The organism is Microbulbifer sp. MCCC 1A16149, assembly GCF_050368945.1.
Classification (GTDB): Bacteria; Pseudomonadota; Gammaproteobacteria; order Pseudomonadales; family Cellvibrionaceae; genus Microbulbifer.
The window spans coordinates 3,112,878-3,139,820 of sequence record NZ_CP185959.1 but is presented as its reverse complement, the minus strand read 5'-3'; the positions used below and the strand labels follow the sequence as shown (position 1 = coordinate 3,139,820).

The following is a 26,943-nucleotide window of genomic DNA, read 5'->3' as shown; positions in this document are numbered from 1 at the left end:
TAGATGGAGAGCACCCTAGTGGTTGCGGCCCACTGATTGGGCTTAGTCTCCGTGACCAGAATTCACCAGAGCGATTGCAAATAAAGCGCGCCGCACAAAGCAGGTCTGTTCTGGCCTGCTATGGTTATACATAGAAGGGAATCGCGACAGTGTAACAGCACTACCCAATCGCGGCGCCGCCAACGGGCAGCAAGGAATGTTGCCCTGGCGGTGCCAACTGCTCGCGGTCACCGGGCCGCCACTGTTTGCAGATGTATTAAATGTGGTTGCTCTGCATGAAAAATTTCCTTCCCCTTCTCGCTATTCCCCTGTTGTGTTTTTCCGCCGCGATGCCGGCGCAGTCGGGTATTGAGCTCAGGCTCTCCGATGACCGGGTGATCGAAGTGGATCTCGCGGAAGCCAAGCTGATTTCCGAGCTGAAAGGCTACGCAATCATTGCCGGGCGGACCTGTATCGATTGCGATGAAAATACCGCGATCTTCCTGGAAAAAATTGATGATCGGGAAGGTCAGCCCGTGCGTGAGTCGCCGGACTCGGATGAACCTCCGGAGCCGGAGGAGTTTGCGCGTCTCGAGAGTAATGATGCCGATGAAACCGAAGCGGCAAAACGCGATCGGGCCCAGGCGGAAATGGATGGGGATGTGGACGGCGTGACGGACATAGACCTGTCTGGCGAGCGCTTTACCTATCCCGGAAAATACCGCGATTATCTCAGCAAGAAACTGGTGGAAAAGACGCGCATGTTTTACGGCAACTGCCACGAGGATTCGCCAGCGCTGTTGTGGCTGAGTGAGTACCGCACCGAAAAAGGCTGGGCCAAAGAAGAATACCTGCTGGTATTTCGCGACGAGGGTATCGAGCATCGCTATAACCAGGCGCGCCAGCCGAGCCTTTACTACATCGAAAATGAAGATTGTCGCGAGTTGCCTGGCGTCAATACCACCACGGAGCCCTGACGTGAGCGATGCGTTTTGACTTCGCCCAAAACAGCAAAACCCCGCGAAAGCGGGGTTTTGTGTGAAAGCTGTGCTGGCTAAGCCCTGTGAACTTTCATAAGCCGTCCTGGCGAATTATTTGTCGTTGTGGTGCCAGATGATCTTGAGCTTCTTCTTGCCCCACTTACGCGCCTTCTTGATGTCCTTTTCCATCCACACGTCGATACGGTTGGTGTAGCGCTTGTTCATGCGGTCGCGCACGGTGTAGGTGCCGGGCAGGCCTTCAATTCTTACCTTGGCGCCGTTGGTCAGACCATGCTTCTCCAGGTCGCGGGAAACGGCAATGATCTTGTCGCCGGGGCGCAGGCGGTTATTCCAGGCCGCAGTCCAGGGATCGTCGTCGGTCTGGCCTTTAACGGAGTTGTAGGCCGTCGCGGTGACGGTCATCGACTTCTTTTCCTTGTCGGTCCCCTTGATCGCGGCAAAGGCGTCTCCACCGGCCAGTGCCGAGAGTGATGCTGCAAGTACAATCACATACTTTTTAAGACTCTGTCGCATAAAGTTCAGTACCTCCGAAAGCCCTTCAGTCACAGACTCGAATTGTCTGCTCGGCCTCCAAGTTGATTTCGTCATAAGTGATCAATCTTTGATCAGGACGGGCCATATTAAAGATCCGCAGATCGGAATCAATCTTTCCGGTGAGGCCGGCGAATTCCCCAACAGAGTATTCGTTTAGATTTCAGCTTGAGTCTTATATGGCCGATAAGGGAAGGGAATTGGAACCAGGTACCTGTATGTGACGGGAGTATGACAGCATGCGGCGGTTCAAATCGTTTTCTATTGGCACCGGGTTGCCATTCGGGTTTTCCCTATGACAGCGATGCCATCTCGAGCTGGTGGAAATTTATACGATTTCAGGGCGTCGACTTCGCGTTCGCTGGAACAAAATTTTTTTCCATTTATTTGCGACTAGCCGTTCAAAACGGGTGGAGCGTATCGATGACAGCGTTGTAACCGGGATCAGTTTCATGAATGTTCGCTATTTGCGAAAGGGTTTAACTATCAGGTCGATAGAAATTGTCACTGGAGAGGGGCTTTATCCCGCTTCGGGAGGATATGCAGCTTGAGAAATTATCCCGCTGAGGAGCCTGATCAGCGGGAACAGGGGAATTTTAGTCCTGATTCGTGGCGTGCTCTGGTGACTCAGATCGCGGTATTGCCCACCGGACGCTCGGGATTGACCAGGTCCCGCAATGCGGTCAGGTAAGCCAGGTCTTCTTCCAGGTCCGGGAAGCCGTGGCGTCTGTCCAGCGCCACTGCCTGCTCCAGCCACTGGATGGCCTCTTCCAGATTGCCCTGCCATTCGCATACCTGGCCGATATTGAACGAGGTAATGGCCAGGTTCTGCCAGTCCTCCTCCCGGCGCAGTTCATCCATGGCACTGGTGTAGAGCTGATAGGCGTTGCGCAGCATGGCCGCGCGCTTGTTGGGGTTGGTCTGCAGGGCCGCGTGCTGGTGGTAGGTATGGGCGATGGCCGATCGCACCCGCGCGGCGGAATGTTCAAAGGGCAGGCCCGGGGAGGACTCGATATAGGCGAGTACCGCTTCAAACTGGCCGCGGGCGAGCGGATACAGGTCCGGGCGCTGCCCGCCCAGGGCGTTGAGGATGATGCCGTAGCGGTAGCGCAGCTGGTTCTGGCGGTGGGGCTCCGCTGACAGACCGGCGATGGCCCGCTCGTACAGGGGCAAGGCATCATCGTAGTTCCCTTCCAGCGCGTACTCTTCCGCTTCCATGATCAGCGGCGTCACGTCACCGCTGGTCGCGGGCTCTGCCTGGGCCATGGCTGCTGAAGCGAGCAGCGCTGAAAGTGTCACCGCGGTGGCGGAAATCCAGAAAAACGGCGATTTGCGCGGGGGCAGCATAGTCAGTCCATCTCGGAACTCCACCGGCACCGATTAAGGGGCCGGCGGACAAGTTAGTGATTACTGACAGTAAACCCCGAATCTTCGATTTGTGCCAGTAGCGCTTGCAGCGGATGGCGCAATTCTGTTTGTGCGAATCGCTTGCTTTGACACCGGCAGGAGTAACCAGTGGCGAGAATGGCACTGGTATCGCCGTTCAGCTTGGGCGCCCAGGACTGCTGGAAGATGACCCGCGAGGTCTCCTTGTTGGCCATCTCGTGGCCGTAGGTGCCGGCCATGCCGCAGCAGCCCGCGGCCTGGGTTTCCAGCTCCATGCCCAGCGCCGCGAACACCTGTTGCCACTGGCGCGTGGAGCCGGCGGCGTTGGATTGCTCGGTGCAGTGGGGGAGCAGGGTAAAGCGCGCGTCCTTGAGACGGTTGCGATTGCCCGCCAGGTGATCCGTATGCTGTGCCAACCACTCCTGTAGCAGCAGCACCTGGGGCGCTTTGTCCCCAAGCAGTTTCTGGTATTCGGAGCGGTAGGTCATGGTCATCGAGGGGTCGATACCCACCAGCGGTACGCCGCTCTCCGCCAGGCTGTTCAGCAGAGCACTGTTGCTGGCGGCGGCCTGCGCGAACTGGCGCAGGAAACCGTGCACGTGCAGGGGCTTGCCGTTGGCGCGATAGGGAGCCACCAGCGGGTTGAAGTCCAGCAGTTTGAGCAGCCGCAGGGTGTCTGCGACCACATCGGCATCGAAGTAGCTGGTGAAGGCATCCTGCACGATCACTACTGATTTGGCGCGCTGGGCAGGGCCCATTGCGCGCAGGTTTTCGCGGCTGGCATAGGGCACGCCCAGTTCGCGCATAACTTTGTCCAGGCGTGTGGCCGACAGCGCCGGTGAATCCGTCAGTCCCAGTCCGCGCTCCATCAGCCAGCGCACCGGCTTCAGCTTGAGCGGCCAGTTATACAGCTGCGGCACCTGCGCCAGATGCGGCATGACAAATTCCAGCCCACCGACAAAGTAGTCCTTCATCGGACGCAGATAGCGGCTGTAATAGAGTTCGAGAAACTTGGCGCGGAAGGTGGGTACATCCACCTTGATCGGACACTGGCCAGCGCAGGACTTGCACGCAAGGCAGGCCTGCATCGACTCGTTCACCTCGTGGCTGAAGTCGTATTCGCCGCGGGCCCGAGCCAGGGAGTTCTTGATGCGACCGGGCAGGCCGATCAGGAAGGATTGCTCGCGGCTTTTGCGCGCCACGGCCTCCGGGTCCACGGAGCGGTCCGCCAGCAGGCGCAGCCATTCGCGGATCAGTGAGGCGCGGCCCTTGGGCGAGTGAATACGGTTGCGGGTACCTTTATAGGACGGACACATGGCGTCGTCCGGGTTCCAGTTAAAACAGGCGCCGTTGCCGTTGCAGTAAACCCCCTCGGAGTAGCCCTCCCATACCTGCACCGGTATCTTCCGGTCGCGCTCGCCGCGGGTGGGTACTTCATCGATCTTGAGCAGGCTGGAGGCGGCACTGGGGGTGGCGATTTTGCCCGGATTCAGCTGATTGCGAGGGTCAAAGGCGGCCTTGATCTTCTGCAGCTCCGGGTACAGCTCGCCAAAGAACGCCGGTGCAAACTCCGAGCGGACTCCTTTGCCGTGTTCACCCCACAGCAGGCCGTTGTATTTCTGCGCCAGCTCCACCACCTGTTCGGTAATGCGGCGGACCTGTTTCGCCTGCTCCGGGTCTTTCATATCGATGGCAGGGCGCACGTGTAATACACCGGCATCGACATGGCCGAACATGCCGTAGGCGAACCCGGCCTGATCCAGGGCGGCACGGAATTCGGCGATAAAATCGGCGAGATTTTCCGGAGGCACCGCGCAGTCCTCCACAAACGGGATGGGGCGCTGTTCGCCCTTGGCGTTGCCCAGCAGTCCCACCGCGCGCTTGCGCATGGCCCAGATCTTGTTTACCTGGGCGTGGCCGCGGGCGATGGTATAGGCAAAACTCTTGCCCGGCTGGCCGATCGCGTTGTCCACATGGGCGGTAAATTTTGCCAAGGCCTCATCCAGCGCCGCTTCAGAATCCGCGGTGTATTCCACCAGGTTGATACCGTTCACCGGGCGCTCGTCCTGGGGGAAGAATTCGCTCACGCTGTCCCACACCATATCCCCCATGGCCAGCTGCAGTACTTTGCTGTCTACGGTCTCGATCGAGGTAGGGCCGGCTGTCATCAGGTCGGTGGCGTCTTTCAGCGCATCCTGGAAGTGGTCGTAATTCAGGTTGACCAGCGCCGCGCACTTGGGAATCTTGAGTACATTGAGCTTGGCCTCGGCGATAAAGCCCAGCGTGCCCTCGGAACCGCACAGGATATTGTTGAGATTGAAGCGGCCGTCTTTGCCGCTATCCCGGTCCCGGATATGTGCCAGATCGTAGCCGGTGAGGCAGCGGTTCAATTTGGGGAACTTGGCGTCGATCAGCTCGTGTTTTTCCTGCTCGATCGCATCCACCAGCTGGTGGATTCTGCCGGAGCGGCCGTCGTTGCTGGCAATCTCTGCGAGGTGCTCGTCTTCCAGCGCGTGGGAGTGCCAGAGTTCACCGCCCATCAGTACGGTTTTCAGTTCCAGCACGTGATCGCGGGTCTTGCCGTACAGGCAGGAACCCTGGCCGGAGGCATCGGTATTGATCATGCCGCCGATGGTGGCGCGGTTGCTGGTGGAAAGCTCCGGCGCAAAGAACAGTCCGTGGGCCTTGAGTGCAGTGTTCAACTGGTCCTTCACAACCCCGGTCTGGACCCTTACCCATCCTTCTTCCGCATTGATCTCGAGGATGCGGTTCATGTGCCGGGAAATATCCACCACGATGCCGTCGGTCAGCGACTGGCCGTTGGTGCCGGTGCCGCCACCGCGGGGGGAAAGTACGACTTTATGGAATTCCTCGCGGTCCGCCAGCGTCATCAGCAACTGCAGGTCGTGAGTATCCCGCGGGTAGACCACCGCCTGGGGCAGCACCTGATAGATGGAGTTGTCCGTGGACAGCACGGTGCGGCTGGCATAGCTCGGGCTGCTGTCGCCGTGGAAGCCGCCCTGCTTGAGAGCGGTGAGGAACTGCAGGTAGAGCGCCTGTACTTCGTTGATTTCGCGCAGTGCTGGAATCATTCCGGGCCCCGGGTCTGGTTAATCGGTACATCTTATACAAGGGAATGGCATTTTAGCGGCGGTGGCGCCCCGCGCAACAATTACCGGGAATTCCCCTGCATGGATACCCGGGCTTTCGGGAAAGACGCAGGATCTGCGTGGAAATTGCGCTCTGGCTATACACAGTGGCGAACGGTGAGTCAGTTTTATTGGTTATCTACCTGTCAGGTGCAATCATGTCTGCTCACTGATCTGAACCCCGTCACGCGGGTAATGCCCTGTCATCTGTTTGGTGTTTGTTGTCGTAGATATCCAAAGGTTCACTACCCGAGAAACCTTTTAACGCGGGTGAGCGAGAGGCGCGCTTTCGTGGTCTGCCAGCGAGGGCAATTGAACTTACGGATTTGTGCCGCTACTTTTTAAGAAAATGAAGCACTTTCGCGCGTTTTTGACCGGCTTATTGTCCGTTGGCCAGGTCCAGGTCCAGGTCCGAAAGGCTTCCATTGCATGAGGCGAATGCCAGCAGTATGAACTTTACCCGGAAAATTCCGATAGGGATCAGCCAGTGCGCCATGGGAGACCCGGTGCGCTATAACGGCGGGCACAAGCACAGCAAGGTATGCACGCAGCTGCTGAGCCAGTGTTTTGAATATGTCCCCCTGTGTCCGGAGGTCGCGATTGGCATGGGCGTGCCGCGCAAGCCGATTCATCTGCTGGTGGACAAAGCCAGTGCGCCGGTAGATGCGGTGCGGGTAGTCGGGGTGGAAGACGCCGAGGTGGATGTGACCGCGCCGCTGCGCGAATACGCCGACTCCGTGGTTCCCGAACTGGCGGAGGTGCGCGGCTATATCTTTATGCAGAACTCTCCCAGCTGTGGTTTGCGCGGCGTGCGCCGCTATCTGGCCAATGGCCACGGTATCGATAGTGAGGGCATCGGTGTCTTTGCGCGACGCTTGCAGCAGCAGTTTCCCCATATGCCTATGGAGGAAGTGGGGCGGTTGAACAACAGTGAGCTGCGGGAGAATTTCCTCACCCGCGTGTTTGCCTACGATGCGTGGTTTCGCTTTGTCGAGGGGGAGGCCGAAGCCGAGTCGCCGGAACCCGGGGAGAAGCCGCAATCGCGCATCTCGCGGGTTATCGAATTTTATACCGCGTACAAATATGTGCTGTTGGCACATCATCAGGAAAAGACCCGCGCCTTGGGGCGATTTCTGGCGGACTCCAAAGCCCTGCCCATCGACGAGCTGGCCTTTCAGGTGCGGGGACGCATTATGGAAATCCTGTCGTTGCCCGCCTCCCGCAAAGACAGGACCAATGCGCTGATGCACAGTGCCGGTCACCTGAGTGAGTACCTCGATAAACGGGAGAAGGCGGAGCTCAAGGATCTGATTGAAGAATACCGCCTGGGGCACAAACCTCTGTCCGCGGTGCTGACCCTGCTTCGCCACTATTTACCGCGCAGTCCTCACAGCTTTATCCACAACCAGGTCTTGCTGGCGGCGGAGCCGGCAGAATTGGGACTGTGTGATTTCCACTGAATATATGATGTATGCCTGAAAAACCCTATCAAAGAGGGCTGGTGTGGCTGCGCAATGATTTGCGTCTGGCCGATAACACGGCCCTGTATCGCGCCGCCAGAGGCTGTCAGGCCCTGGCGGCCATTTATATTGCGACACCGCAAACCTGGAGCAGCCACGGTGATGGCGACAATGTTGTGGCCATGCGCCTGCGCAGCCTGGCCGCGCTGCAGCACGCGCTGGCAGAAAAACACATTCCCCTGTATTTCCTCGAACTGAATGCGTTTGCAGAGGTGCCACAAGCGGTGGTGCAGATTGCTGAAAAGCTGAAAGTGAATGCGCTGTTCGCCAATGCGGAATACCCACTCAACGAACTGCGCAGGGACTCTGCGGTGAGGGCTGCGTTAAAAGAGGTGGGGGTGCCGGTCGAGTACTGTACCGATCGCACACTCATCCCGCCCGGCAGCCTGACAACCAACAGCGGTGATGGCTTTAAGGTATTCACACCATTCAAGCGCGCATTTATCTCCCGTCACGGAAACAGTGGCGAAGGATTTGCCCCTCTGCCTGCCCCGCACGCGCTGGGTACGGAACACGAGTCCGTGTGGCCCGAGTGGATCGCGCTGGCGGGGGAGAACAACCTGGTGCGCACCATTCCCGAAACTGTGGGCAAATACGGCGTGGCTGCAGGGGGCAGCGACAAGGTACTGGAATGGGATGTGGGCGAAAAAGCCGCACTCAAGCGCCTGAAGGCATTCGCCAATATCGTGGCCGATTACGAAGGATGGCGGGATTTTCCCGCAAGAGAAAATACCTCGCGACTATCGCCCTACCTGAATTGCGGTGCCATTTCTGTTCGCCAGTGCGCGAAGATGGCACTGGATGCCAATGCAGGGCAGTGGATGGGTGGTAAAGGCAGCCTGAGCGAAGGCGCCAGTAGCTGGCTGAATGAACTGCTGTGGCGGGAGTTTTATCAGCACCTGGTGGTGAACTTCCCACGGGTGTGCCGCAATTTGCCATTCAAGCCGGAAACCGTGGGCGTGCCGTGGTCCCAGCGGAGCGAAGACTTCGCGCGCTGGTGTGAGGGACAGACTGGAGTGCCGATCGTCGATGCCGCCATGCGCCAGCTTAATGAAACCGGCTGGATGCACAATCGCCTGCGCATGGTTGTGGCATCATTCCTTACCAAGAATTTGCTCACCGACTGGCGCAAAGGGGAACGCTACTTTATGCAGCAACTGGTGGATGCGGATTTTGCCGCTAATAATGGAGGCTGGCAGTGGGCGGCATCTACCGGTACCGATGCGGCGCCTTATTTCCGTGTGTTCAATCCCTACAGCCAGTCCAGGCGATTTGATCCAGACGGGACTTTTATCCGCCGCTTTGTGCCAGAACTGGCATCGCTTTCCGATAGGGATATTCACTGTCCGAAGCAGGACCTGTTCGGGCAGGATAACTATCCCCAGCCTATCTGCGATGTGATGGAATCGCGTAAAAATGCGATAGAGGTGTTCGCAAACTTGAAGTCTTAGGAAACCTCTGATTTATTCAATATCCCGGGATTGTCCGGCGTGACGCGCTCGCGGTACAGATGCCTTCTGATAAATGAGTCGCCAATGAATTATAAAAAGCTGGCCAACTTCATCCTGTTTACCGCTGGTTGGTGGATGGCTCTTTTGTATGGCAATGCGATGGCGCTGATTGCATTGTTTGTTGTGTTGATGCTGCATTTCATCCTCTGGCGGGATGTGCGGGATATCTTCGTTATCCTCGGTTTCATCTTCTGTGGCTTTGCCGTGGAGTGGGCGTTTATGGCCAGTGGCGTGCAGGATTATCGCTCCAATCTTCCTCCTGCCTGGGCCATCTGTATCTGGGCCATGCTGGCCACCACCATGCGTTACTCCCTGTCATGGCTGATCAAAAAACCGCTCTGGGCTGCACTGGTAGGCTTGCTGGTAGCCCCCGCGTTCTATTTCAACAGCGTACAGTTCGGCCCCGCGGGCTGGGGCCGTCCCATGTGGGAATGCCTGCTGGCTATCGCCCTGGTATGGAGCCTGCTGGCGGCATTTCTCAGCAGTGTACTGGTGCCGCTGGTTGAGCAGATGGAGCCCGCGGATAGCGGTGTTTCCTGAGCCGCGGTATCCCCCTCTGAAGCATCACTGCTGACCTATACTTGCCACGAAATTCTGCCGTGGCAAGGAGGCCGCAGTGTTCTCTTTTGGAACCCCCAATAAACAAGTCTCGTATCTTCCCGGCGCACTATCCCTCGCCATCTGTACAGCCCTGGGTGTATCCCCGGTTTTTGCCGAGGAGCCGCTCTACCGATCGCTGATCGTGTTCGGGGACAGCCTCTCTGATAACGGCAATGCGGGTATTTTTACCAGTGACGATCCGCGGGGTATCTATCCGCGCCAGCCGGCCCCGTCGTTTCTCGCCGACCGTCTCGGGCTTGCCAAGGAAAATTCCTGTTATGGCCTGGGGCCCAGTTTTGGCGGAGCAATTCCCTGCGCACCGGCACCCGGTAGCCTGGATCAGCAGTTGCAGCAGATTAGTAATTCGGTGCTCACCAATGGTCCGAACTGGGGCGTGGGCGGCAACCGCACTGCCGATGTGTTACTCGATGTGGTGGGGCCGCAGCGCTTCCGCCAGCTATTTCCGGATACCACCGTCGCCGACCACAATACACTGACCACCATATTGCCGGATTCGAGCCGTTGCGGAGACGATGGCATTTGCGATCCGCTTGCCGGGGAGAGCCCCTACCTGAGTCCAGCAGAGGTACTGGCGGCTACCGCCGCGTTCAATGACCCAATGGCCCTGCAGGCCCTGGTGGATGATCCAAACAACAATATCACCCTCACCGGGGTGCCTTTCGCCACGGGTCAGGGGTATCTGCCCCAGAATACGCCGGTCAGCAGTGATCTCTATTTTCTCAATGCCGGGGGGAACAATATCCTCGACGGCGTGCGCAATGGCACCTTGAGCCTTATGTCGATGGAGCGGGCGGCGACCTTTCTGTCCACCGCCGGTAGCGAGCTCAAGGCGGCGGGGGCCAAATATATTGTGATGACCAATGCCCCGGCCATTGGCAATACGCCGGCGGTCTATACCCAGGGCGCGGCGGCGATCAATTACGCCAACGGCGGCACTGAAATGTTTAACGACAGGCTGCGTCGACAGGTCAACGACGTGGGCAATATCCTGCTGCTGGATCTGGAGGGTGTGCTCGAACTGGTGCTGAACAATCCGGCGGCATTCGGCTTTGCGGATATTAACCAGAGCGACACCTGCTACGTCAATTGCGCCAACCCGCATCCGGTCTACGGCGCCAACGGTACCGATCCCAATTCGGACATGCTGGTGTTTTACGACGCTATTCACCCGACGCTGGCGGGCCAGCGGCTACTTGGCGACTACTACTACGAAACCCTCACTGCCGCGGTGGGATTTGGATTGCTGCCGGATCTCGGTTACCAGAACTCGCGCCAGCACCGGATCAATATCGATCACCACCTGATCTCGCAACGCTACCGGGATCCATTCACCACAGTATTTTTCGGCGCAAGTCTGGGCCGCGCGGAGCTGGGCGCAGGACCGGCCCTTAACGACGATTTCCCAGCGTGGGATGGATTCTTTGGTATGAGCTTCGCCGGGTTCGAGAACCTCGAATGGGGCCTGGGGATGTCCTACGGCCGCAGCGTATACGAGCCGCGGAATCTGCGGTTGAAATCGCGCAATTTTAACTACAGTGCGTTTGCGCGCTGGGACAATGACTTCTGGTTTGTCGATGGAGCCGTCGGCTTTTCGGATATCAAGTATCACGATATCAATCGCACCATTTATCTTGGAGACACATTCCGTCACCGCTTTAATGCGAGTACCAAGGGCGACGGCTACAGTGCCTTCCTGCGCGCTGGGTACGATGCCAGCCGTAATCTCGACAGTCATATGGGCCCCTTTGTGTCTGCCGAGTGGAACCGCATAGATGTCAATGGATTCAAAGAAAGAACCTCCGTCGATCTCACGTACGCCGGTGCCTACGGTGAGCGCAGGGATCCCCTGGGACTGTGGGTGCGCGGCCAGGATCGGGATTTTCGTCGCTGCAAAGCGGGCTTTTTCTACAACAGCCCCAAGTCTGCGGAACACCAGTGGTTTGGTGAATTCTGGCTGGAACACACCGCCGGTGACGATTATGCCGACCTGGGGATCGGGGTGAACTCCATCTTCAATAACTGGGCGCGCCTGCCTTCCTACCGCAGTAAAAACGCGGGATTTTTCCAGAATGGTGTGGGCGCCATGGTGGGGGTGAGCGTCAATGACAAGTTCCGCGTTGCCGCCGACCTGCTGGTGCGACCGGAGGACACCGTGGGAGGGCTGAGCATTAACTATCGATTCTGAGGGCTGGCTGCGGCGCGGATGCCGAATTTTCTGCGGTAAACCCGGATAAATAACCGGGCTGCTGCGAAAACCTGCGCCGTGAAGCGATATCGATTACCCCGCTGGTTGCTACCTTAGAGTGATCGATAACAACGCCAGAAAATGGAATAGCACGATGTACACTCCCCGGTTCAGCAAACAGAGTCAGGCCCTCCACTCCGCCGATGCCGATGTCTGGGCAGTCAGCGACCGCGCCCACGCGCTGGCGGACAAGGGGGAAGATGTCATCTTCCTTTGCGTGGGGGATCCCAACTTCGATACCCCGGAGCCGATTCTGGACTTCGCCCGTGCCCGCCTCGGTGTCGGCCGCACCCACTACTCGCCGGCGGCCGGTGAGGCCATGCTGCGCCGCGCCATCGCCGATATCGAAAGCAAGGTCAGCCCGCATCCCTGTGACCCCGATGATGTGGTGGTTTTCCCGGGCGGCACCAACGCCATTTATGCGGTACTGTCCTGCCTGTTGAACCCCGGGGACCAGATTGTGATTCCCGAGCCCATGTATATCGGCTACGTGCCGATCACCGACGCGTTGCAACTGGATGTGCGCAAGGTTGCCTGTCCTCCGGAGCAGGGCTTCGCGTTCGATATTGAAACCATCAAGCAGGCGATCAGCGAAGAAACCCGCGTGGTGATGATCAACACTCCGGTCAATCCTACCGGTGCCATGGCCACGCCGGAGCAACTGCGCGAACTCGCGTCCTACTGCCGCGAGCGCAATATCTGGCTCATCTCCGATGAGATGTACTCCATGATCACCTTCGCCCGCCGTCATACTTCCCTGCGCACGGCTGCCGATCATCTGGATAACGTGGTGGTGATCGATGGCCTGTCCAAGTCCCACGCCATGAGCGGCTGGAGACTGGGTTGGGCGGTGGCGCAGGGTGAACTGGTGGAGCGCCTGATCGAATACGCCGGGGCCACCATATTCGGCGTACCCCAGTTTATTCAGGAAGCCGCGGCGTTCGCGCTGGAGTTTGATACTTACTTCGTCAAGCAGATGCGAGATGCCTACGAGAAGCGTCGCGACCTGATTGTCGAGCGTATCGGCAAGATTCCGGGGCTCAGCTGCTATTCACCGGAAGCCGGTATGTTTGTCATGGTGGATGTATCTGCGGTAGCCGAAGACGGCGAGGCTTTTGCCGGGGCACTACTGGATGCGGAGCTGGTATCAGTATTGCCTGGAAAACCGTTCGGGCCGAGTGCGGTAAACCATGTGCGTTTGACGCTGGCTGCCGATGAGGGCGAATTGATGCGCGCACTGGATCGTATTGAACGCTTTGTCGTGAGCGGTTGTCTCAAGGCGGGCTGAGAAACATCCCGGGGCTTTCGGGGGAATACTTCCTATGGAGTATTCGCCCCGCAGAATTACCGTTATCCTTGATCAGTTGGCACCGGACGCCGGGGCCTTGCTGAAAATTACATAAAGAAAATTACCGTGAAAGTAGATCGTCACAATCTCAAGATTCTCGAAGTCCTGCAGACCAATGCGCGTATCAGTAACCTCAATCTGGCAGACCAGATCGGGCTTTCGGAGAGCGCCTGTCTCGCGCGGGTGAAGAAGCTGACTACTGAAAAATTTATCCGCGAGTTTCAGGCGGAGGTCAACCTGGACAAGGTGCGTCACGCGGAGTTTTACGTGAATGTGGCGTTGAAGCGGCAGGATGCCCGCACCAGCGAAAGTTTCCGCCGCGCCATCAACAAGATCGAGCAGATTGTATCCTGCGTAAAAATGTCTGGTGAATTCGATTACATGCTGCGCTTTGTATGTCCGGATGCGGGGGACTTCAACCGTGTTTCCGAACAGTTACTGGCAGATGAAGATGCAGCGATCACCCGGATGACCTCCCACCTGGTCATCGAAAAAACCAAGCCGTTTACCGGGTATCCCCTGGAGTTGCTGTTTCAGGATTGAATGCAGTTCTGAGAATGTTGTAGAGGCAAAAGTGTTGCAGATCACACCACCAGCGAAATGGTGCGATCAATCAACCACCAGGCCGACAGCCCTCCCACAATATAAGCGACCGGCAGGGCCGACGCTGCGGTAGCGCTGGTGCCGGTCCTGATCTCCCACAACTGCACCGGTTTTACCCGGCGCAGTAAAAACATCAGGCCACAAACGCCGGCGATAAACGCCAGCTGACCGGCCTCGACCCCGACGTTAAACAGCCCCAGAGACAGGGGGATCGCGTGTTCCGGCACCCCTATCTCGGAAAGCGCCCCCGCAAATCCCAGCCCGTGCAATAAACCAAAGGCGAATGCCACGACCCACGGCATGCGAATAGCCAGTGTCTTGCGTCCCTCGAGCTTGTGCAGGATTTCCGTGGCGAGGAACACGATACTCAGGGCAATGACGGCCTCCACAGGTGCCTGGGGGACGGAAACCACACCCAGTACCGCCAGCGCCAGGGTAATGCTGTGGGCCACGGTGAAGGCGGTGATGGTGGCTATCAGCTGGCGTCCGCCGCTGACCAGCACCACCAGCGCCAGCACAAACAACAGGTGATCTATCCCCAGCAGAATGTGTTCGACGCCGAGTACAAAGTAGGTGCCGGCGATTTCTGCCATGCCCGCTCGTTCTTCCACTTCCAGCCGGGTTCGATCAGGCATCAGGCGGCCGACCTGTTCCCGCCCGTCCAGCCAGCTGATGCGCACCAGCGCATCGGTCATGGTGTTCGCCAGACCGTCAATGGCGATGGTGCTGCCGATCAGTTGGTTCGGATGGGAGATTTGCCAGCGCTCCACATAATAGCCGCCTGCCATCAGTGCGGTGGGCAGGCTGCGCTCTTGGGTCTGTTCATCGAACTGGACGTAAAGGGAAAGTCGCATATCACCGCGAGCGGGCACCCGCCAGGTCACGTCAAACTGCTCTGGCGCTGTCTGAATTACGCTCAGTGAAGCCGGGCGAAGTTCGTGTGCAAGAGAAGCGGACGAGAGCAGTAGTGTTGCAGCCAGGGTTAAGAGTGATACCAGAAGCGTCAGCAGTCTCATTGTTTTATCACCTCCCCGTTGGCCACCGGTTCGGCGATGCTGATCCGGTAGTTTTCGCGCAGGGTTTGATACTGGATCTGCAGGATGTTCTGTTGCTCTTCCACCTGCCAGTCCCGCAGCACATCCGCTTTCACTGCGGAAAACTCCGCTTGTTGCTGTGGGGTGGCGTCGGAAATCCGCACCAGGTGCTCACCATAGGAAGATGTCAGGGGGCCAATCCACTGGCCGGATTCGAGGTCCGGGAACTGCAGTGAGAAGTCGCTGCCAAACAGGCGATCAATCCGTTCCGCACTCACATTCTCGAATCGGTACTGCAGCATATTGGGATCGCCGAGCTTGCGCGGATCACTGCCCGCGGTCAGCTTGGTCAGCAGGATTCTGGCGTCTTCGGATACCTCTTTGCGTTTGTCGCTGTTGAGGAAAACCTGTTCAAAGGTATAGCGGGCGGGGAGGGTATATTTGTCGATATTGTCGGTGTAGTAGCGCTGCAGGACCTCCTCGCTGGGTTCGATGGCGTCTACCAGGTCCTTGGCCAGAAACTCCATTTTCATCCGCAATCTGCGGCGGATCACGGTATCGTTTTCATCCAGCCCCATCTTGACCGCTTCGCGATACAGTACTTCCTCGCGGACAAAGTCATCAATCAGCCCGCGCAGTTCTTCAGGTCCCGGAGGTCGCTGCCAGCCGCGTTCAAAAATGGCGGATAAATGTTCAATTCGGTTTTGGGTGATGACGATTTCCTGTTCATCCCCGGGATTACTACCCTGGAAAAAGCCATTGGCGGCAAACAACAGGGCACCGATTGCGGCAAACTGAATGCTGGGATCCTTGATCCAGATCAGATTCATTCACGAACTCCGACTTATGCTTTTATGGCGATGGCTCGCTGGGAAAGAATTTCTCTGCCAATCAGGATAGTTCAAGAATGAAAATTTACTGTCCCAATTTACAGGAGATACAGTGATTGGCCGGGCGCTAATCTATTCATATGGACCGGGTAGAATTTGGCTGGCGGACTTGGATAGCATCGCAACCCTGTATACAGTTGTAGAATGCACGGGAAGTTTTTGATGCCGGATGGCGCAAATTGCCCCCTGTGACTTCTTGTTGCTGGTTGATATCAATTGTTTATGTAGCTTCATGACGCTACGCAATCGCTGAATGGATGGATACGCGGATGAAATTATCGATACGTACCACGGTTTGTTCCGTAGCAATGGCCCTAGCTGCCAGTTTTTCCGCTATGGCGGTGTCGGAAACCGTTGAGGAAAAATACCAGAGAGCGTGCATGGTGTGTCATGCCGCTGGCGTAGCCAATGCACCCAAGATTCACGATACGGAAGCCTGGAAGCCGCGCCTGGACAAGGGGATGGACGCCCTGGTGAGTTCGGTAAAAAATGGATTGAACGCCATGCCTCCCGGCGGCATGTGCTCCGATTGCAGCGATGATGACTACAAGGCGCTGATCAAATACATGTCCTCTCCGAAGGAATAACCCTCCCGTTGGCCGCGGGGCTTTGCTGGCCTCGTGGCACCCTTCATTCCAATCTATACCAGTCGGATTCACGTACGCGGTGTCGACCTATGGAGCTGCAGAGGGATACGGACGGTTTCACGGATGGATAGAAAAGCCGTTTGAGAGAGCTTGCAGGAACCTGTCCACAGACGAGGTGGTGACTGGGCTATTGCCTGCAGAGCAGGTCCTGCAAGATTTAGTGTGGCCCAGGGGGCGGGTTTTGGCTTGTGGAAAACGAAAAAAATCTGACGGTTTTTTTAACTCATCCCATCGTTTACCAATTTGATTTCCAGTCGTTTTTTTCCTAAGTAGACAACCGTTGTCAGCTGGGCAATCGCGCTCGCCTGAACTCTGTCGGTGTCTGCTCATGTCGCCGCTTGAACGCCGCATTGAATGGGCTGAGTGAGCGGTAGCCGATATCCAGCGCGATGGTAAGCACCGGCAAATGTGCCTCATCCGGGTCGGCAAGGCGACGGCTGGCCTCGTCGATACGAAACTCATTCAGGTACTCGTTGAAATTGCGGAAGCCCAGGTGCTTGTTGATCAGGGCACGCAGAATATGTTCGCGGCTCCCCAGCTGCTCAGCCAGCTCGCGGATGGTAAGCCCGGTATGTCGGTAGCCACCGCCTTGCATGTGGCGCTGCAGGTTTTCGAGTAGCTGACGCTGGCCCTGATCGAGTGCCGGGAGATTTTCTGTGTTATCAGAAGCCTGCTGTGTATTGACCGTAAGTGATCCTTCCACATGACCGGGGGATGGCTCTGGCAGTGACGACAGGGATTCCTCCAGCGCCCCTGGCGACAGCGCCAGCAGCCACAGGCAGGCGGCGAAGGCGAGGGTGCTGGCCATGACGGCGTGCAGCGTGGGAATACCGGCGGGTATCGGGAAGTAGGAAAACAGAAACTCCGCGCACACCACGATCACCATATAGCTACCGATCGCGATCAGCAGGGCGATGCGTAACTGCCGGCGCTCTGCAACGAGATCCGATTGCAACTGTTGCAAAAGGGTCACCAGGCCGGCACCGATCAATCCCAGCTTGAAGGGCTGCGCCAGTGGATAGAAGTAGGGATGGAGATGGAGCTGGCTCGCCAGGTCGATGGTCAGTTCGAAAATGATCAACCCCCAACCCCAGCGCGGAAACGGATCTTTTTCCCTGCACAGTTGATGGGTGAATATCCAGAATGCGCCGGGGATCAACAGGGTAGGGAGGTCGATCAGCAGGTCGGTGAGGGAGTCTTGATCATCCAGCAGGGGGCGCAACAGATACACAAATGCACCAAAAATCAGTATCAGCAGCCACGGATTCCGGGCGCGCTGCTGGTGACCTATCCCGATTCTCGCCGCGGCCAGTAGAAGCAGGCTACAGGCGGCGCCGGTAAAAAAGCTGTAACTCATCGGGTACCTCGGGTTTATCGTTTTTATACCGGATTGCGTTGCCCTTTATGTGCTATCTCCAGCGATCAGCCCAGGCATCCAGCACTTTGCGGCTGTAGGTATGGCGGCCGTAACTGCCGTTGTAGTAGGCCAGCGCATTGGGCATGTTGCCTTTGGCCTTTTTTATGTAGTGCTTGAGGATGGTGCAGCCGTAGCGCAGGTTGGTTTCCATATTGATCAGGTTGTCTTCCGGACGACCGATCTCATTTTTCCAGAACGGCATTACCTGCATCATGCCCTGGGCTCCGACCCGGGATACGGCGTAGGGGTCGAAGGCGCTTTCAATCTGGATGACCGCGAGCACGATTTCCGGTTGCAGTTCTGCGCGGGTGGCTTCGCGGTGGATGGCTTTCAGTACCCGCATGCGTTCGTCAGGGTCTTTGATATACCGGGCCAGTGGCTGGGATTTGGCCATCAGCCAGACTTCCGCATCAAAGCGGTCGGCGAAGCTGTCAGCTTCGGTGACGGCGCCTTTCAGGGCCAGCAGGAGCTTGGGGTCTACCTCTTTTACCTGGGCAGACACCGTGGCGCTCAGCAGGCACAGCAGCAGTGTGGAGAAGGCTTTTCTTATCATGGGGTGGGATTTTACGGGAAGCGTTGAGCTTTCGGTACTGGCGCGAGTGCTTTGTGCGCGACTTGGTGGCGGGGCTGCTACCGGGTGTCACCTTGCGAGACACGCCGTAAACCCATCCATGGGGGCTCTTCTAAAACATCCCTGTTTTAGAAGGTCTCGCAAGGTGACACCCGGTATCAGCCCCTTCGCATCGGAGTGCTGTGTGTTGTCCACCTGCCACCCGAATGGAGCTAAAGAGTAAAGGGCGAAGGTCAAGTGCTGGGTGGAGGGTTTCAGGATCGTCGCAAACAGGGACGTTTGCGACGAAGCTTACAGGGATGTATTCACAGCGGTCCTGAAACCCTCCACCCAGTGCTTGGCCGCCACCGAGCTAACTTACGAAGCACGACAAAGGGCTTCGTAAGTAGGTGGGGGGAGAGGTTTAGTGGGGGATCATTTCCAGCAAGGTATCGATGATTTGATCCGCGGAGAACTCCTGGTTCTCACTGTCGCGGCGGCCCTTGTACTCGATATTGCCTTTTTCCAGACCGCGGTCACCCACCACGATACGGCGGGGAATACCCATCAATTCCGTATCCGCGAGCATCCCACCCAGGCGCGCCTTGGGCTCGTCCATCAGCAGCACATCGATACCCTTGGCAGTCAGCGCCTCGTAAATGTGCTCACATTTCTGCTGCACCGCCTCACTCTTGTGCATATTGATCGGCACAATTGCCAGCTGGAACGGCGCAATGGCTTCCGGCCAGATGATGCCCGCATCGTCGTGGTTCTGCTCGATTGCCGCAGCCACCACCCGTGAAACACCGATGCCATAGCAACCCATGGTCATCACCTGTTCCTTGCCATTCTCATCCAGTACCGATGCATTCATTGCCTCACTGTACTTGGTGCCCAACTGAAAAATATGGCCGACTTCGATGCCGCGTTTGATTTCCAGGGTGCCCTGGCCATCCGGGCTGGCATCACCGGGAACCACATTGCGCAGGTCTTCAACCCGCTTCAGCGCCACATCGCGCTCCCAGTTAACACCGGTCAGGTGGTAGTCATCTCTATTCGCGCCGCACACGAAATCTGCCAGGTGCGCCGCAGCGCGATCCACCAGTACTTCAATCTCGAGACCTACAGGGCCGAGGGAGCCAATACCGCAGCCCAGTTCTTTGGCGATGCGCTCTTCCGGTGCAAACGTCAGCGGGCTGGCAACGCCGGGCAGTTTCTCGGCTTTCAGCTCGTTCAGATCGTGATCCCCGCGCAGTACCAGCGCGACCAGCGGCGCGATTGCGTCCTCTTCCTCGGTTTCTCCGAGCACGATCAGGGTTTTGACCGATGTATTTGCTGGGATGCCGAAGGCCTCTTCCAGGGAAGCGATGGTCTTCTGTCCCGGGGTGTGCAACTCCTCCATGGCCTTGCTTGCCGCCGGGCGCTCGCCCGCCGGCGCCACGGCTTCCGCCAGCTCCACATTGGCTGCGTAGCGGCTTTCGGAAGAGAAGGCGATATCGTCCTCGCCGCTCTGGGCCAATACGTGGAATTCATGGGAATGGGAACCGCCGATGGAGCCGGTATCCGCGAGCACCGGGCGGTAATCCAGGCCGATGCGGTCGAAGATGCGGCAATAGGCATCGTGCATTACATCGTAGGTTTCCTGCAGGGAGTCCGCGTTCAGGTGGAAGGAGTAAGCATCCTTCATGGTGAACTCGCGCGCGCGCATTACACCGAAACGTGGGCGGATTTCGTCGCGGAACTTGGTCTGGATCTGATAGAAGTTCGCCGGCAGCTGCTTGTAGCTGTTTACCTCGGTGCGGATCAGGTCCGTAATCACTTCCTCGTGGGTTGGGCCCAGGCAGAAAGAATTGTCGTGGCGGTCCTGGATGCGCAGCAGCTCCGGGCCGTACTGTTGCCAGCGACCGGACTCTTCCCACAGCTCCGAGGGCTGAACCACCGGCATCAGCACTTCCAGAGCGCCCGCGCTGTCCATTTCCTCGCGCACGATCTTTTCCACCTTGCGCAACACCCGCAGGCCGGTGGGCAGCCAGGTGTAGAGTCCAGAGGACAGGCGGCGGATCATACCGGCGCGCAGCATCAGCTGGTGGCTGATGACCACGGCGTCATTAGGGGTTTCTTTCTGGGTGGCGATCAGATAGCGGGATGCGCGCATAGTGCTTTCTTTTAATGTCGATGAATTTTAAAGGGCGGCCATTTTACGCCGGTGGGCGGGGGTTTTGGTAGAGGCGGACGCGCCTCGCGGTTATTCGCGGCGTGCCTTCTTCCCTGACCCCAAAAACAGAAAACCCCGCAAAAGCGGGGTTTTCCGGGCTGAAAGCGGCGAGACTCAGGACTCGGCCATCTCTTTCAGCTTCTTCAGCGGGCGAACCTTGACCTGGATGCTCGCCGGCTTTGCCTTGAACACGGTCTCTTCGCCAGTGAAGGGGTTGATACCCTTGCGCGCCTTCTTGGCAGGCTTCTTCACAGTGGTGATTTTCATCAGGCCCGGCAGGGCGAATTCGCCAACCGCGCGCTTCTTCACGTGGCCTTCGATCAGATCGGTCAGCTCGTCCAGAACAGACTGAACCTGCTTGCGGGACAGCTCGGTGTTCTCGGCAATCTGGTTCAGAATCTGGGTTTTGGTGTACTTCTCTTTGATTGCAGTCACTTTCTTGGCCTTGGGTGCGGCCTTGGCTGCTGCTTTCTTGGCTGGAGCCTTCTTGGCTGCAGTCTTCTTGGCGGGGGCTTTCTTAGCTGCTGCTTTCTTCTTCGCGGCCATAGCTAGCTTCCTTCTATATAAGTGTTTTTTCCAGTGAAAGTGTATGTACATCAAGGTTCGCCCGGCAGCGGGGCAAGGGCGTACCCAAGTACTGAGCTGAAGTATATCCAGTTTTTGTCCGCACGCACGGGGTAAAAACGGAAAAAAAGTGCTTTTTTACAGGGTTTTGCTCGAAAATTGGCCCTCAAATACCGCTGTCGGCCGTCTCTGGAAGCACAGTGTGTCTGTGGGGAACTGCCTCCTTCTTCCCTCGCAGGTGCTCATGTATAATCTGCGCCCCTTTATATTCAGTGAGATCTGGGTACAAGCGATGCCTATCTACGAATACCAGTGCCAGGCCTGTGGCCATCAGATGGAAGCCCTGCAGCGTATGAGCGACGCTCCGCTGACAGACTGCCCCGCATGTAACAAAGCGGAACTGAGTAAACAGATCAGTGCCGCCGGATTCCGCCTCAAGGGTGGCGGTTGGTACGAGACCGACTTCAAAACCGGCAGCAAGAAAAACCTTGCCGGTGATACCGCCAAGCCCACCAGTAGTGGTGGCGGCACAGAATCCAAAGCCAGCTGAACGCCCCGGAGCCCACGGCTGGGACAGACATCAAGCAGAATTGAAACATTACTAAGGGAATAAGACTCCATGCGCACCGACTACTGTGGCGCCCTGCGATCCGCCGATATTGACCGCGAAGTAACCCTGTGTGGCTGGGTAGACCGCCGCCGCGATCACGGCGGGGTTATCTTTATCGATCTGCGCGACCGCGACGGTATCGCACAGGTGGTGTTTGACCCGGATGCCGCAGAGCACTTTGAGCTCGCCGACCGCGTGCGCAGCGAGTACGTGCTGAAGGTCACCGGCCGCGTGCGCGCTCGCGCCCCGGAAGCGGTAAACCCGAACATGGTTACTGGTGAAATCGAGGTTTACGGGCTGCAGCTGGAGATCCTCAACAGCGCCGAAACTCCGCCCTTCCAGCTGGATGAGCATACTGCGGTGGGTGAAGATGTGCGGTTGAAGTACCGCTACCTGGACCTGCGTCGCACCGAAATGCAGCGCAACCTGCGTTTCCGCTCGCAGATCACCAACGCCATCCGCAACTACCTGGACGGTGAGGGTTTCCTGGACATTGAGACCCCGATCCTCACCCGCGCCACTCCGGAAGGTGCCCGTGACTACCTGGTGCCAAGCCGTACCCACGGTGGCAAATTCTTCGCCCTGCCGCAGTCCCCGCAGCTGTTCAAGCAGCTGTTGATGGTTTCCGGTTTCGACCGTTACTACCAGATTGCCAAGTGTTTCCGCGACGAAGACCTGCGCGCAGATCGCCAGCCGGAATTTACCCAGATCGATATCGAGACCGCGTTCCTCGATGAAAACGCCATCATGTCCATCACTGAGGGCATGATTCGCAAGCTGTTCAAAGAGCTGAAAGGCATAGAGCTGGGCGAATTCCCGCGTATGCCGTTCTCCGAGGCGATGGAAAAGTTCGGCTCCGACAAGCCGGACCTGCGTATCCCGCTGGAGCTGGTGGACATCAAGGACCTGATGACCGAAGTGGAGTTCAAGGTGTTCTCCGGCCCGGCCAACGATCCCAAAGGCCGCGTTACCGCACTGAAAGTACCCGGCGGCAACGACAAATTGACCCGTAAACAGATCGACGACTACACCAAGTATGTCTCCATCTACGGTGCCAAGGGTTTGGCCTATATTAAGGTCAACGACAAGTCCGACCTGGAAAACGGCCTGCAGTCGCCGATCGTCAAGTTCCTGCCGAACGAAGTGCGCGGTGCGATCCTGGATCGCGTACAGGCGGAAAATGGCGACCTGATCTTCTTCGGTTCCGACAAGGGCAAGGTGGTTTCCGAGGCCCTGGGGGCCCTGCGTTGCAAGCTGGGTGAAGACCTGAACCTGTACGTGTCCGAGTGGGCGCCGCTGTGGGTTGTGGACTTCCCGATGTTTGAAGAGAACGACGATGGCAGCGTTACCGCGCTGCACCACCCGTTCACGGCACCGTCCTGCTCTGCGGAAGAGCTGGAGAAGAACCCGCTGGAAGCGCTGTCCCGCGCTTACGATATGGTGCTGAACGGTACCGAGCTGGGTGGCGGTTCCATCCGTATTCACAACCAGGATATGCAGCAGGTGGTATTCCGCGCGCTGGGTATCAGCGCCGAGGAGCAGCGCGAGAAGTTCGGCTTCCTGCTGGACGCGCTCAAATACGGTGCGCCGCCCCACGGTGGCCTCGCCTTTGGTCTCGACCGCCTGGTGATGCTGATGACTGACAGCGACTCTATCCGCGACGTCATCGCCTTCCCGAAAACCCAGAGTGCGGCCTGTGTGATGACCGACGCCCCGGGAGCGGTGGACGCCAAGCAGCTGCGTGAACTCAGCATTCGCCTGCGCGCCAAAGAAGAGCAGGTGGGATAAGCGAAACTACGGAAGCGCCTGTGCGGCAGGCGCACCCATAAAAGTCACAAACGGAGCAATACCGGAGAGATTTAGATGGCGGGACACAGTAAATGGGCCAACATCAAGCACCGCAAAGCGGCCCAGGACGCCAAGCGGGGCAAGATTTTCACCAAGATCATTCGCGAGCTGACCGTTGCCGCGAAGTCTGGCCCTAACCCGGAGGACAACCCGACCCTGCGCGCCACCATCGACAAGGCCCTTGGGGCCAACATGAAGCGCGACACCATCGACAAGGCCATTGCCCGCGGCGCCGGCAACGCTGACGGTGACAATTACGAAGCGGTTACCTATGAAGGGTACGGGGTTGGCGGTGTAGCGGTACTCGTGGAGTGCCTGACCGACAACCGCAATCGCACCGTGGCAGAGGTGCGCCACGCTTTCACCAAGCGCGGCGGTAACCTGGGTACCGACGGTTCGGTCGCCTATCTCTTCTCCCGCAAAGGCCAGATGTACTACGAACCGGGTGCGGATGAAGATGCGCTGATGGAAGTGGTTCTGGAGGCCGGCGCCGAGGATGTCGAAACCAACGATGATGGCAGTATCGAGGTTACCACCGAGTTTACCGACTACATGGCGGTAAAGGATGCGCTGACCGAGGCGGGCTTCAAGCCGAACAACGCTGAGATCGCGATGATTCCGTCGACCACGATTCCGCTGGATAAAGATGGTGCCGAGAAGGTGCTGGCGCTGGTGGATATGCTGGAAGATCTGGATGATGTACAGAACGTGTACACCAACGCGGATATCCCGGAAGAGGTGATGGCCGAGCTCGGCTGATTGTTTTCACCCCTCGATCTGAAAATGCCCCGCTTGTCGGGGCATTTTTGTTTCTGCTCGCGGCACACTTTCGCTGCGTACCTTACGGTCAGCCTTGACGCCCCGCCGCGGCCTTGGGACACTTCCCGCAACAATTGTATAAATGTACAGGGGGCTGGCTGCTGTGACCCGAATTCTGGGGATTGATCCCGGCTCGCGCAAGACTGGTTACGGCGTGATTGATATCGAGCGCTCCGGTGCGCGTTACGTGGCCAGCGGGGTAATCAAGCTGCCCGATGGCCCTTTGCCGGAACGCCTGAAGCTGATTTTCGACGCGGTGAGCCAGATCGCCCAGCAGTACCAGCCACACCAGATGGCTATCGAAAATGTGTTCATGGCGAAGAGTGCAGGCTCCGCACTCAAGCTCGGGCAGGCGCGTGGCGCGGCGATTGTTGCTGGCACCCACGCGGACTTGCCGGTAGCGGAGTACGAGGCGCGCAAGGTCAAGCAGGCGGTGGTAGGCAACGGCGGTGCGGACAAGCTGCAGGTACAGCACATGGTCAAAACCCTGCTGAAATTGCCCGCTTCCCCCCAGGAAGATGCTGCGGATGCGCTGGCGGTGGCCCTTTGCCATATGCACACCATGCAGACCCTGATCCAGTCCTCGGCGGGAAGCCGCGCCCGATTCCGGCGTGGGCGCTTGAGTGTGACATGATCGGTCCCGGGCGTAAGTGCAGCCACAATATCGCTACAGAATTTGAATGGAAGTACCACAGGGCTTTGCGTAAAGCCCTAAATAAAAAAGAACTGGAACAAGAATGATAGGAAGACTGACAGGCACCCTGGCTGCTATCCAGCCGCCGCAGTTGCTGGTGGACGTACAGGGTGTGGGCTACGAAGTCCTGGCTCCCATGACCACTATCTTTGAGCTGCCGCAGTTGGGTGGCAGCGTGCAACTGCATACCCATCTGGCGGTATCGGAAACCTCCCAGCAGCTGTTTGGCTTTATCCGGGAATCCGACCGCCAGCTGTTTCGGACCCTGATCAAGGTGAACGGCGTCGGCCCCAAAATGGCGCTGGCGATCCTGTCCGGCCTCGATGGCGCCGCGCTGGCCCGTTGTGTTGCCGATGACAACGTGGGCGCACTGGTGAAAGTGCCCGGCGTTGGCAAGAAAACCGCCGAGCGCCTGATTATTGAATTGCGTGGCAAGCTCACCCCGCAAACCGGTGATCTTGGCGACATCCCGCTGATGTCCACCAATGCCGAGCCGGTAATCGATCACGCCGGTGAGGCGGAAAGCGCGCTTGCCGCGCTCGGTTACAAGCCTACGGATGCCACCAAAATGGTCGCGCGGGCCGCCAAAGAACAGCCGGAAGCCGACAGCGCCACCCTGATTCGCCTCGCACTCAAGAGCATGGCGCCCGCATAAAGAATTGAGAATCTCCAGTGATTGAAGCTGACCGCCTTATCGCCCCCGAACCCATCGGCCCCACCGGGCAGGAAGAGCAGTACGACCGCGCTGTGCGCCCGAAGACCCTGTCCGACTATGTCGGCCAGCCGGTGGTACGGGAGCAGATGGAAATCTTTATCCAGGCGGCGAAGCTGCGCAAAGAAGCGCTGGACCACACCCTGGTATTCGGCCCGCCGGGCCTGGGCAAGACCACGCTGGCCAACATCATTGCCGCGGAAATGGGTGTGGCGATCAAGACCACCTCCGGCCCGGTGCTGGAAAAGGCCGGCGATCTCGCCGCCATCATGACCAATCTTGAGCCCGGGGATGTGCTGTTTATCGACGAAATCCACCGCCTCAGCCCCCATGTGGAAGAAGTGCTGTACCCGGCGATGGAGGATTACCAGCTCGATATCATGATCGGTGAAGGGCCGGCAGCGCGCTCTATCAAGCTCGACCTGCCACCTTTCACCCTGGTGGGCGCGACCACACGCGCCGGCCTTCTTACTTCGCCCCTGCGCGACCGCTTCGGTATTGTGCAGCGCCTGGAGTTCTACAGTGTCGAGGACCTTACCAGCATTGTCGCCCGCTCCGCCGGGTTGATGGGCGTGGAAATGGACCAGGGCGGGGCCCACGAGGTCGCACGTCGTGCCCGCGGTACACCGCGCATTGCCAACCGCCTGCTGCGCCGGGTCCGAGACTATGCGGAAGTGAAGGGCAATGGCCACGTCTGCGCGCAGACCGCCGACAGTGCACTCAACATGCTAAACGTCGATGCCAGCGGCTTCGACCAGCTCGATCGCCGTGTGCTGCTGACCATGATCGAGAAATTCGATGGCGGCCCGGTGGGCGTCGACAGCCTGGCTGCGGCGGTGAGTGAGGAGCGGGATACGATCGAGGACGTGCTGGAGCCCTACCTGATCCAGCAGGGCTACCTTGCGCGCACCCCGCGCGGGCGGGTGGCGACCGCATTGGCCTATGCGCATTTTGGTATTCCCAAGCCGGACCGCACCTGACGAAGCGTTCACGATCCTGTAGCATGTCCTGTTGTCGCCGGTCCGCGGTCTCGAAATCGCGCCGGCGCG

At 58.2% G+C, this 26,943-nt stretch carries 23 protein-coding genes; 14 read left to right on the top strand and 9 right to left on the bottom strand.

Annotated features, from left to right (window positions below):
* Window positions 1-275: 275 nt before the first annotated feature.
* Window positions 276-956: a hypothetical protein gene (locus ACONT6_RS13220; RefSeq protein ID WP_428818937.1), complete on the top strand. Its 681-nt coding sequence runs from the start codon at window positions 276-278 to the stop codon at window positions 954-956.
* 114 nt (window positions 957-1,070) lie between these two features.
* Here ACONT6_RS13220 and ACONT6_RS13215 read toward each other — a convergent pair whose 3' ends face one another.
* The 3 genes from ACONT6_RS13215 to ydiJ all read right to left on the bottom strand — a co-directional run bounded on the left by ACONT6_RS13215 (window position 1,071) and on the right by ydiJ (window position 5,989).
* On the bottom strand, window positions 1,071-1,493 hold the full coding sequence (locus tag ACONT6_RS13215) for a 3D domain-containing protein (protein WP_428818936.1): 423 nt from the start codon (window positions 1,491-1,493) through the stop codon (window positions 1,071-1,073).
* Between the two features lie 645 nt (window positions 1,494-2,138).
* Window positions 2,139-2,858 carry a tetratricopeptide repeat protein gene (locus ACONT6_RS13210; RefSeq protein ID WP_428818935.1) on the bottom strand — a complete coding sequence of 240 codons (720 nt, stop codon included), beginning with the start codon at window positions 2,856-2,858 and terminating at the stop codon, window positions 2,139-2,141.
* A gap of 53 nt (window positions 2,859-2,911) precedes the next feature.
* Window positions 2,912-5,989 (bottom strand): D-2-hydroxyglutarate dehydrogenase YdiJ, encoded by a 3,078-nt coding sequence (gene ydiJ, locus ACONT6_RS13205; protein ID WP_428818934.1) that lies wholly within the window; start codon window positions 5,987-5,989, stop codon window positions 2,912-2,914.
* Window positions 5,990-6,495: 506 nt separating this feature from the next.
* Between ydiJ and ACONT6_RS13200 the strand changes: the two genes are divergently transcribed.
* The 6 genes from ACONT6_RS13200 to ACONT6_RS13175 all read left to right on the top strand — a co-directional run bounded on the left by ACONT6_RS13200 (window position 6,496) and on the right by ACONT6_RS13175 (window position 13,834).
* Window positions 6,496-7,506, top strand: coding sequence for a YbgA family protein (locus ACONT6_RS13200; protein ID WP_428818933.1), 1,011 nt, complete (start codon window positions 6,496-6,498; stop codon window positions 7,504-7,506).
* 11 nt (window positions 7,507-7,517) lie between these two features.
* On the top strand, window positions 7,518-9,017 hold the full coding sequence (phrB, locus tag ACONT6_RS13195) for a deoxyribodipyrimidine photo-lyase (protein WP_428818932.1): 1,500 nt from the start codon (window positions 7,518-7,520) through the stop codon (window positions 9,015-9,017).
* Between the two features lie 84 nt (window positions 9,018-9,101).
* Entirely contained in the window at window positions 9,102-9,617 is a 516-nt protein-coding gene (locus tag ACONT6_RS13190) for a DUF2878 domain-containing protein (RefSeq protein ID WP_428818931.1), read from the top strand.
* A gap of 76 nt (window positions 9,618-9,693) precedes the next feature.
* A complete protein-coding gene (locus ACONT6_RS13185) occupies window positions 9,694-11,883 on the top strand; it encodes an autotransporter outer membrane beta-barrel domain-containing protein (RefSeq protein WP_428818930.1) in 2,190 nt (729 codons plus the stop codon).
* Window positions 11,884-12,037: 154 nt separating this feature from the next.
* Window positions 12,038-13,231 carry a pyridoxal phosphate-dependent aminotransferase gene (locus tag ACONT6_RS13180; RefSeq protein WP_428818929.1) on the top strand — a complete coding sequence of 398 codons (1,194 nt, stop codon included), beginning with the start codon at window positions 12,038-12,040 and terminating at the stop codon, window positions 13,229-13,231.
* A 126-nt stretch (window positions 13,232-13,357) separates the two neighbouring features.
* A complete protein-coding gene (locus ACONT6_RS13175) occupies window positions 13,358-13,834 on the top strand; it encodes an Lrp/AsnC family transcriptional regulator (protein ID WP_078084471.1) in 477 nt (158 codons plus the stop codon).
* A 41-nt stretch (window positions 13,835-13,875) separates the two neighbouring features.
* Here ACONT6_RS13175 and ACONT6_RS13170 read toward each other — a convergent pair whose 3' ends face one another.
* On the bottom strand, window positions 13,876-14,910 hold the full coding sequence (locus tag ACONT6_RS13170) for a HupE/UreJ family protein (RefSeq protein ID WP_428818928.1): 1,035 nt from the start codon (window positions 14,908-14,910) through the stop codon (window positions 13,876-13,878).
* Window positions 14,907-15,758, bottom strand: a complete 852-nt coding sequence (locus tag ACONT6_RS13165) for a peptidyl-prolyl cis-trans isomerase (RefSeq protein ID WP_428818927.1) — start codon at window positions 15,756-15,758, stop codon at window positions 14,907-14,909. The genes ACONT6_RS13170 and ACONT6_RS13165 overlap by 4 nt, the downstream gene beginning before the upstream one ends.
* Before the next feature lie 329 nt (window positions 15,759-16,087).
* On the opposite strand from ACONT6_RS13165, the gene ACONT6_RS13160 reads away from it, so the two are divergent.
* Window positions 16,088-16,405 (top strand): c-type cytochrome, encoded by a 318-nt coding sequence (locus tag ACONT6_RS13160; protein ID WP_428818926.1) that lies wholly within the window; start codon window positions 16,088-16,090, stop codon window positions 16,403-16,405.
* A 343-nt stretch (window positions 16,406-16,748) separates the two neighbouring features.
* Here the strand turns inward: ACONT6_RS13160 and ACONT6_RS13155 are convergent, their stop codons facing one another.
* The 4 genes from ACONT6_RS13155 to ACONT6_RS13140 form a co-directional block, all read right to left on the bottom strand.
* A complete protein-coding gene (locus ACONT6_RS13155) occupies window positions 16,749-17,822 on the bottom strand; it encodes a helix-turn-helix domain-containing protein (protein ID WP_428818925.1) in 1,074 nt (357 codons plus the stop codon).
* 52 nt (window positions 17,823-17,874) lie between these two features.
* Window positions 17,875-18,435, bottom strand: coding sequence for a lytic transglycosylase domain-containing protein (locus ACONT6_RS13150; RefSeq protein ID WP_428818924.1), 561 nt, complete (start codon window positions 18,433-18,435; stop codon window positions 17,875-17,877).
* 421 nt (window positions 18,436-18,856) lie between these two features.
* Entirely contained in the window at window positions 18,857-20,587 is a 1,731-nt protein-coding gene (locus ACONT6_RS13145) for a proline--tRNA ligase (RefSeq protein ID WP_428818923.1), read from the bottom strand.
* A gap of 174 nt (window positions 20,588-20,761) precedes the next feature.
* Window positions 20,762-21,193, bottom strand: a complete 432-nt coding sequence (locus ACONT6_RS13140) for an HU family DNA-binding protein (protein ID WP_078083300.1) — start codon at window positions 21,191-21,193, stop codon at window positions 20,762-20,764.
* A 310-nt stretch (window positions 21,194-21,503) separates the two neighbouring features.
* Here ACONT6_RS13140 and ACONT6_RS13135 point away from each other — a divergent pair, with 310 nt between their 5' ends.
* The 6 genes from ACONT6_RS13135 to ruvB all read left to right on the top strand — a co-directional run bounded on the left by ACONT6_RS13135 (window position 21,504) and on the right by ruvB (window position 26,874).
* Window positions 21,504-21,761 carry an FmdB family zinc ribbon protein gene (locus ACONT6_RS13135; RefSeq protein ID WP_428821518.1) on the top strand — a complete coding sequence of 86 codons (258 nt, stop codon included), beginning with the start codon at window positions 21,504-21,506 and terminating at the stop codon, window positions 21,759-21,761.
* A 69-nt stretch (window positions 21,762-21,830) separates the two neighbouring features.
* The gene (aspS, locus tag ACONT6_RS13130; protein WP_428818922.1) at window positions 21,831-23,609 is read left to right on the top strand and encodes an aspartate--tRNA ligase; all 1,779 of its coding nucleotides are present in this window, start codon (window positions 21,831-21,833) and stop codon (window positions 23,607-23,609) included.
* Window positions 23,610-23,684: 75 nt separating this feature from the next.
* Complete coding sequence (locus tag ACONT6_RS13125) at window positions 23,685-24,428, top strand: YebC/PmpR family DNA-binding transcriptional regulator (protein WP_428818921.1); 744 nt, start codon at window positions 23,685-23,687, stop codon at window positions 24,426-24,428.
* Window positions 24,429-24,591: 163 nt separating this feature from the next.
* Window positions 24,592-25,122, top strand: a complete 531-nt coding sequence (gene ruvC, locus ACONT6_RS13120; RefSeq protein WP_428818920.1) for a crossover junction endodeoxyribonuclease RuvC — start codon at window positions 24,592-24,594, stop codon at window positions 25,120-25,122.
* 103 nt (window positions 25,123-25,225) lie between these two features.
* Entirely contained in the window at window positions 25,226-25,837 is a 612-nt protein-coding gene (ruvA, locus tag ACONT6_RS13115; protein WP_181252365.1) for a Holliday junction branch migration protein RuvA, read from the top strand.
* Window positions 25,838-25,854: 17 nt separating this feature from the next.
* Window positions 25,855-26,874 (top strand): Holliday junction branch migration DNA helicase RuvB, encoded by a 1,020-nt coding sequence (gene ruvB, locus ACONT6_RS13110; protein WP_428818919.1) that lies wholly within the window; start codon window positions 25,855-25,857, stop codon window positions 26,872-26,874.
* The last annotated feature ends 69 nt before the right edge of the window (window positions 26,875-26,943 follow it).

Coding starts and splice junctions, on each gene's coding strand:
- ACONT6_RS13220 (WP_428818937.1), top strand. CDS start 276: ATGAAAAATTTCCTTCCCCTTCTCGCTATTCCCCTGTTGTGTTTTTCC.
- ACONT6_RS13215 (WP_428818936.1), bottom strand. CDS start 1,493: ATGCGACAGAGTCTTAAAAAGTATGTGATTGTACTTGCAGCATCACTC.
- ACONT6_RS13210 (WP_428818935.1), bottom strand. CDS start 2,858: ATGCTGCCCCCGCGCAAATCGCCGTTTTTCTGGATTTCCGCCACCGCG.
- ydiJ (WP_428818934.1), bottom strand. CDS start 5,989: ATGATTCCAGCACTGCGCGAAATCAACGAAGTACAGGCGCTCTACCTG.
- ACONT6_RS13200 (WP_428818933.1), top strand. CDS start 6,496: ATGAACTTTACCCGGAAAATTCCGATAGGGATCAGCCAGTGCGCCATG.
- phrB (WP_428818932.1), top strand. CDS start 7,518: ATGCCTGAAAAACCCTATCAAAGAGGGCTGGTGTGGCTGCGCAATGAT.
- ACONT6_RS13190 (WP_428818931.1), top strand. CDS start 9,102: ATGAATTATAAAAAGCTGGCCAACTTCATCCTGTTTACCGCTGGTTGG.
- ACONT6_RS13180 (WP_428818929.1), top strand. CDS start 12,038: ATGTACACTCCCCGGTTCAGCAAACAGAGTCAGGCCCTCCACTCCGCC.
- ACONT6_RS13170 (WP_428818928.1), bottom strand. CDS start 14,910: ATGAGACTGCTGACGCTTCTGGTATCACTCTTAACCCTGGCTGCAACA.
- ACONT6_RS13165 (WP_428818927.1), bottom strand. CDS start 15,758: ATGAATCTGATCTGGATCAAGGATCCCAGCATTCAGTTTGCCGCAATC.
- ACONT6_RS13160 (WP_428818926.1), top strand. CDS start 16,088: ATGAAATTATCGATACGTACCACGGTTTGTTCCGTAGCAATGGCCCTA.
- ACONT6_RS13155 (WP_428818925.1), bottom strand. CDS start 17,822: ATGAGTTACAGCTTTTTTACCGGCGCCGCCTGTAGCCTGCTTCTACTG.
- ACONT6_RS13150 (WP_428818924.1), bottom strand. CDS start 18,435: ATGATAAGAAAAGCCTTCTCCACACTGCTGCTGTGCCTGCTGAGCGCC.
- ACONT6_RS13145 (WP_428818923.1), bottom strand. CDS start 20,587: ATGCGCGCATCCCGCTATCTGATCGCCACCCAGAAAGAAACCCCTAAT.
- ACONT6_RS13140 (WP_078083300.1), bottom strand. CDS start 21,193: ATGGCCGCGAAGAAGAAAGCAGCAGCTAAGAAAGCCCCCGCCAAGAAG.
- ACONT6_RS13135 (WP_428821518.1), top strand. CDS start 21,504: ATGCCTATCTACGAATACCAGTGCCAGGCCTGTGGCCATCAGATGGAA.
- aspS (WP_428818922.1), top strand. CDS start 21,831: ATGCGCACCGACTACTGTGGCGCCCTGCGATCCGCCGATATTGACCGC.
- ACONT6_RS13125 (WP_428818921.1), top strand. CDS start 23,685: ATGGCGGGACACAGTAAATGGGCCAACATCAAGCACCGCAAAGCGGCC.
- ruvA (WP_181252365.1), top strand. CDS start 25,226: ATGATAGGAAGACTGACAGGCACCCTGGCTGCTATCCAGCCGCCGCAG.